The organism is Humidesulfovibrio sp., assembly GCF_035560995.1.
Classification (GTDB): domain Bacteria; phylum Desulfobacterota; class Desulfovibrionia; order Desulfovibrionales; family Desulfovibrionaceae; genus Humidesulfovibrio.
Genome location: NZ_DATMYK010000178.1, coordinates 1 through 5,661 on the forward strand (window position 1 = coordinate 1; position 5,661 = coordinate 5,661).

The following is a 5,661-nucleotide window of genomic DNA, read 5'->3' on the forward strand; positions in this document are numbered from 1 at the left end:
GCAGCAATCAGGTGTTCAACTCCAAGACCATGATCCGCTTCCTTTCCGGCAAGGCAAATCTCAAGGAAGACTTTAAGATTGAGGAGCAGGGCACGGAAAATGGCCTGACAAAACTGCGTCTTGTGCCCAAGGAACCGGAGCCGACCATGGTCCTGGCCTACATTTGGGTGGACACCAAGACCAGCTTGCTCGGCCGCGTGCTCATCGTGGATTTCTTCGGCAACGGCAACCAGGTGACCTTGAACAACCTTCAGTTGGACAAGCGCGCCGATGCGAAGCTGTTTGAATTCACTCCGCCTTCCGGCACCCAGATCAAGGACAACACCAAGCAATAAGCTTGGTTACAGACAAACGGCCTTGCGCAGGCCGCGCACCTCTGCGGGGGTGAGCGGCCTGCACTGGCCGGGATTCAGCGTTCCCAGGCTAATGGGCCCCTGGCGCACGCGGATGAGCTTCAGAACGGTCCAGCCCAGGTCGCGACACATGCGGCGAATCTGCCTGTTAAGCCCCTGCATGAGCGTCATTTCCAACCATACTCCGCCGTCATCCTTGCGCAAAATATCCACCTTCACCGGCGCGAGCTTTTCGCCTTCCTTCAGGGTCATGCCGTCCCGCATGATGCCGAGCTTGATGTCGGACACGGCGCCGCGCACCAGCACGTGGTAGACCTTGGGCAGGTGCCAACGCGGATGAATGAGCCGGTTCATGAGTTCTCCGTCGGTGGTAAGCAGAAGTAATCCTTCGGAGAAGTAGTCCAGGCGTCCCACGTGCAGCAGGCGTTCGTTTTTATACTGCTGCGGCAGGATGTCGAACACCGTCTGGCGTCCCTCGGGGTCGCTGCGGGTGGTCACCACCTGCACGGGCTTGTGCAGCAGCAGGGTCAGGTCGCGGCCGCCGCAGGCAAAGGGGTGGTTGACCAGCTGGCCGTCCACCAGCACGCGGTCGGCCTCCGGGTCCACGCGCACGCCGGGTTCGGCCACAACCGTGCCGTTCAACTGCACGCGACCGGCCAGTATGAGCTCGTCCGCGCCGCGTCGCGAGGCCACGCCGCATTCGGACAGGTACTTGTTGATGCGGATCAGGGGAGATTTTTCAGCAGTCATGTATTTTCAGCCTGTTGTGTTTTCTAGAGTTTGTCTTGACAAATTCAAGAGCTATGTTTTTGCTGTGGTGAGTTCAAAAATGAAGCGAATAGCCCAGCGCAGCGGTGAAGTTTGAAACACGGATTTCCATTGCCAGCAGGGCCAGCAGCCAGTACACACAGGTCCGTGCCGAGCGCACCATAACCGAACCGGGAGCAGTTTTTTGGCCAAAGAAAAGTCTTTGCACTATTTCGGCAACAGGCACCTCATCATGCGTTGCCTGGGCTACTTCATGCCGCACAAGATCAAGGTCATCGCGGCCTTCCTGTCCATGTTCGTGGTGGCAGGCTGCACTGCAGCCATGGCCTATCTGGTAAAGCCCGCCATCGACCAGATTTTCGTGAACCGCGACGTGGAGGCCTTGAAGCTCTTACCGTTCATGATCATGGGCGTCATGGTGGCCAAGTGTTGCTTCCGTTTCGTGCAGACCTATTACATGAACAGCGTGGGCATGCGCGTCATCGAGGCGCTGCGCAATGACCTCTACGAAAAAATCGTCGTCTTGCCCATGCGTTTTTACGAGGAAAGCCAGGTTGGCATGCTCATGTCGCGCATTCTCAACGATGTCGTCGAGATACGCAACAGTGTGCCGTCTCTCGTCATGCTCATCCGCGAGATCTTCGAGGTGGCCGGGCTCATCGGCGTGGTGTTCTACCAGGACGCCGAGCTGGCCTTTTATGCTGTTGTTGTGGTGCCCATCGCCGCGTACCCGCTGATATTCTTTGGAAAGAAACTGCGCAAGCTGGGCCGCAAATCCCAGGCGGGCGTGGCCAGCATCAACGTGTTCCTGCAGGAGAGCTTCAGCGGCATCAAGGTCATCAAGGCCTTCGCCACGGAGCAGCTGGAAACCACGCGCTTCAGGGGCGAGAACAACAAGCTCATGGCCCTTACCGTCAAGCAGGTGCTGAACAGCGAGTTGTCCTCACGCGTCATCGACATGCTGAGTTCAATCGGCATCGGCCTGGTCATTTTCTACGGCGGCATGCGCGTCATCGAGGGAACCACTACCGCGGGCACGTTCTTCTCGTTCATGGCCTCGCTCATCCTGCTCTATGAGCCCATCAAGAAGATCGACGCCTGCAACATGGACATCCAGCGTGCTCTGGCCGGGGCCGAGCGCGTGTTCGACATCCTCGATTCGCCTCATGTTGTGGTCGAATCCGGCGGGACCAAGCAAGTTGAATTGCCATTCAAGTCGCTTGAATTCAAGGATGTGCACTTCACCTATCCCAGTGGCTCGCGGCCCGCGCTCGATGGCATCGACCTTGAGGTGCGCGCCGGGGAGCGGGTGGCCATCGTGGGCCCCAGCGGATCCGGCAAGACCACGCTGGTGCACCTTATTCCGCGCTTTTACGACATAGATTCCGGCGCGCTGTTGCTGAACGGCCTGCCCCTCACCGAATACACCCTGAAGAGCCTGCGGCTGACCCAGGGCATCGTGTCTCAGGACGCGTTCCTGTTCAACGCTTCCGTGCGCGACAACATCGCCTACGGCCAGGCCGGGTTCAGCCAGGAGCAGATCGAGGGCGCGGCCAGGGCGGCCTTTGCCCACGACTTCATCCTGGAACTCCCCGATGGGTATGATACCATCATCGGCGAGCGCGGCGCGCGGCTTTCCGGCGGGCAGAAGCAGCGCCTGACCATCGCCCGGGCTCTGTTGAAGAATCCGCCGCTGCTCATCCTGGACGAGGCCACCAGCGCGCTCGACACCGAGAGCGAACGCATTGTGCAGCTGGCGTTGGAGAACCTCATGCGCGACCGCACGAGCATCGTCATCGCCCACCGCCTGTCCACCATTCTCTCCGCCCACCTCATCGTGGTCATGGAGGAGGGCAAGATCGTGGCCCAGGGCAAGCACCACAAGCTGCTGGAAACCTGCCCGCTGTACGCCAAGCTCTACCAGATGCAGTTCGCCGACGGCAACGTCGAGGCGCTGTTCACCTAGGAACCGGGACAGGCCCATGCGCATCAGCCCCAGCCTCATCAGCCCGGCGCTCACGGTTTTGTACCGGGCCTGGGTGCGCAGTATCCGCTTCAACGACCACGGCGGCCCGGTGGAGATCGAGGCGGCCGTGGCTTCCGGGCGGCCGGTGCTGCTGGCCATCTGGCACGCGGAGCTTTTCGCCCTTACCGGCTACGGCATGTGCCGCCTGCCAAATCGTTTGGCTACTGTTGTCAGCGAGAGCCGCGACGGCGAAATCATCGCCCAGGTGCTGGAGCGCATCGGCTACGGCACGGCGCGGGGAAGCAGCACGCGTGGCGGCTTGAAGGCCCTCATCGCGCTGAAGCGCCATATTGACCAGGGGCGCATCGGAGTCATCACCGTGGACGGCCCGCGCGGTCCCCGGCACAAGGTGAAGGACGGCGCGGTGTACCTGGCGCACAAGACCGGAGCGCTGCTCATTCCCGTGCGTTCGCGCCCGGCGTCCAAGCATGTTTTCGAGCGTTCCTGGGACCGCTTCGAACTGCCCATGCCCTTCACCCGTTGCCCGGTGTACTTTGGAAAGGCTCTGGAATTTTTTGAGGAAAAGGCCAGTCCGGAAATGCTGGCAGCTGGCGGCAAGCGCCTGGAAGAAGCCTTGGCCGCTGCACTGCCACCGGAATAGCTCTCTGTTTCAGTGTGTTGCGGCATCGCGCAAAAGAAAAGGGGAGCTTCAGCTCCCCTTTTTTCGTGATGTCGCAGCTGCTTAGGCCAGCTTCATGCGGGCCGTTCCGCCGGGATTGAAGGGCAGGGCGGCCTTCTTGGCCTCCAGGTCGCCGCGCTGGGTGCGCACCAGGAAGTCGGTCTTGTCCGCGTGGGCCTCGGCCACATAGGCCAGGGCAACGCAATGGCCCAGCGACGGTGCGAAGGAGCCGCTGGTGACCATGCCCACCTGGGTGCCGTCGGGCAGGTGCAGGGTGTCGTAGTGGCGGGCGCTGCGGCGGCCTTCCAGTTTCAGGGCGATGAGCCGCTCGCGCACGGCGCCAAGGCCCGCCTTGCCGGTGAAGGACTTCTCTTTGGTGATGAGCCCGCCGAAACCGGCCTCGACCGGGGTGTGCTCCGTGTCCAGGTCCTGACCGTAGAGGGGGTAGCCCATCTCCAGGCGCAGAGTGTCGCGCGCGCCAAGGCCCACAGGCTTCACCAGCGGGTGTGCGGCCAGGGCGTCCCACATGGCCGGGGTCTTGCTCGAGTCCTGGTACAGTTCATAGCCCAGCTCGCCCGTGTAGCCGGTGCGGCTGACGATGAGCGGCGAGCCCTGCCAGGTGATGCGCTTGAAGTTGAAGTAGCCTGGCGAGACGAAGTCCGCGCCCAGGATGTCCTTCAGCACCTCAAAGGACTTGGGCCCTTGCAGGTCGATCTTGCCCGTGGCGTCGGAGATGTTGGTGAAGGCTGGCCCGGCGGGCAACTGCTTCCTGATGTGCTCGAAGTCCCCGGCCTCGCACGCGCCGTTGACCACGAGCATGTAGTCGTCCGTGTCCAGGCAGTAGATGATGAGGTCGTCCTCGATGCCGGCTTTTTCGTTCAGCAAAAAGCCGTAGCGACATTTGCCCGGGGCCAGCGTATCCAGGTCCTGGGTGACGATGGTGTTCAGGGCGTCCTTGGCTCCGGGGCCGCGCAGGGAAAACTCGCCCATGTGGCAGATGTCGAAGATGCCAGCGTTCTGGCGGGTGTGATTGTGCTCCGCGATGATGCCCTCGTACTGGATGGGCATGTCGAACCCGGCGAAGGCGGCCATCTTGGCCCCTTTGCCCTTGTGCCAGCCGGTGAGCGGCGTCTGTCTCAAGATTTCCACAGCAAGCTCCTTATCGAATGATCTTGTGGACAAGATTCCTATGCCACATTCCCGCCGCCAGCTCAATCATATTGAACGCCTTGGTGACGCTGGTTTTTCGGGTCCAACGGCCTTGTTGACGGTTTGAGGTATTTTCTTTAAAAAATCACATGGCGGTAGCGCCTGGAGGTTTTGAATGCGAAAGATTGACCAGTGTCCCCGCGTAGCCATCAATTCCAAATACTGCACCTGCACGCATGCCTCGTGCAGCAAGCACGCCCTGTGCTGCGAGTGCCTGCATTATCACCGGCAGCGCAACGAGCTGCCCGCCTGTTACTTCACCCCGGAAGAGGAGAAGACCTTCAACCGCAGCGTTGAATTCTTCATCCAGCGCCGGACGGCGAAGTAGGCCGCCATGACGCTTCGCCTGCGCAATCCGCTCAAGATGCTGCGCAGCAACGCCATCGCCATTGATATAGGCACGGGGCAGACCCTTATCGCCTCTCCCGATGGCGAAGTGCTGCTGAGTGAACCCACCGTGGTGGCCCTGGAACAGGGCACCAACACCGTCATCGTCACCGGCGCGGAAGCCAAGACCTACCTCGGCAAGGCGCCGGACCGCATCCGCGTCGCCCGTCCCGTCGAGGCCGGCGGCATTGTTGATTTCGAACCCGCGCGAGAGCTATTGCGCCGCTTCATGGCCCAGGTGCTGCCCGATGACGGGGTGCGCATCAAGGCCTGCGTCGTGGTTTCCCATGGCCTTACGG

Annotated in this window: 7 protein-coding genes; 5 read left to right on the forward strand and 2 right to left on the reverse strand. The window is 61.3% G+C overall.

All coding sequences use genetic code 11. The annotated features are described in order from the left end of the window. A partial coding sequence (locus VN419_RS06915; RefSeq protein ID WP_325645845.1) for a LolA family protein occupies window positions 1-335 on the forward strand: 335 nt, incomplete at its 5' end. A gap of 6 nt (window positions 336-341) precedes the next feature. Here the strand turns inward: VN419_RS06915 and VN419_RS06920 are convergent. After that, complete coding sequence (locus VN419_RS06920; protein ID WP_325645847.1) at window positions 342-1,103, reverse strand: pseudouridine synthase; 762 nt, start codon at window positions 1,101-1,103, stop codon at window positions 342-344. A gap of 250 nt (window positions 1,104-1,353) precedes the next feature. Here VN419_RS06920 and VN419_RS06925 point away from each other — a divergent pair, with 250 nt between their 5' ends. Next, entirely contained in the window at window positions 1,354-3,087 is a 1,734-nt protein-coding gene (locus VN419_RS06925) for an ABC transporter ATP-binding protein (RefSeq protein ID WP_414652921.1), read from the forward strand. 16 nt (window positions 3,088-3,103) lie between these two features. Continuing rightward, window positions 3,104-3,748, forward strand: coding sequence for a lysophospholipid acyltransferase family protein (locus tag VN419_RS06930; RefSeq protein ID WP_325645851.1), 645 nt, complete (start codon window positions 3,104-3,106; stop codon window positions 3,746-3,748). Window positions 3,749-3,829: 81 nt separating this feature from the next. Here VN419_RS06930 and gcvT read toward each other — a convergent pair whose 3' ends face one another. Then, window positions 3,830-4,915, reverse strand: a complete 1,086-nt coding sequence (gene gcvT / locus VN419_RS06935) for a glycine cleavage system aminomethyltransferase GcvT (RefSeq protein ID WP_325645853.1) — start codon at window positions 4,913-4,915, stop codon at window positions 3,830-3,832. A gap of 175 nt (window positions 4,916-5,090) precedes the next feature. On the opposite strand from gcvT, the gene VN419_RS06940 reads away from it, so the two are divergent. Further along, complete coding sequence (locus tag VN419_RS06940; RefSeq protein ID WP_325645855.1) at window positions 5,091-5,303, forward strand: DUF6485 family protein; 213 nt, start codon at window positions 5,091-5,093, stop codon at window positions 5,301-5,303. Between the two features lie 6 nt (window positions 5,304-5,309). Then, a partial coding sequence (locus tag VN419_RS06945) for a rod shape-determining protein (protein ID WP_325645857.1) occupies window positions 5,310-5,661 on the forward strand: 352 nt, incomplete at its 3' end.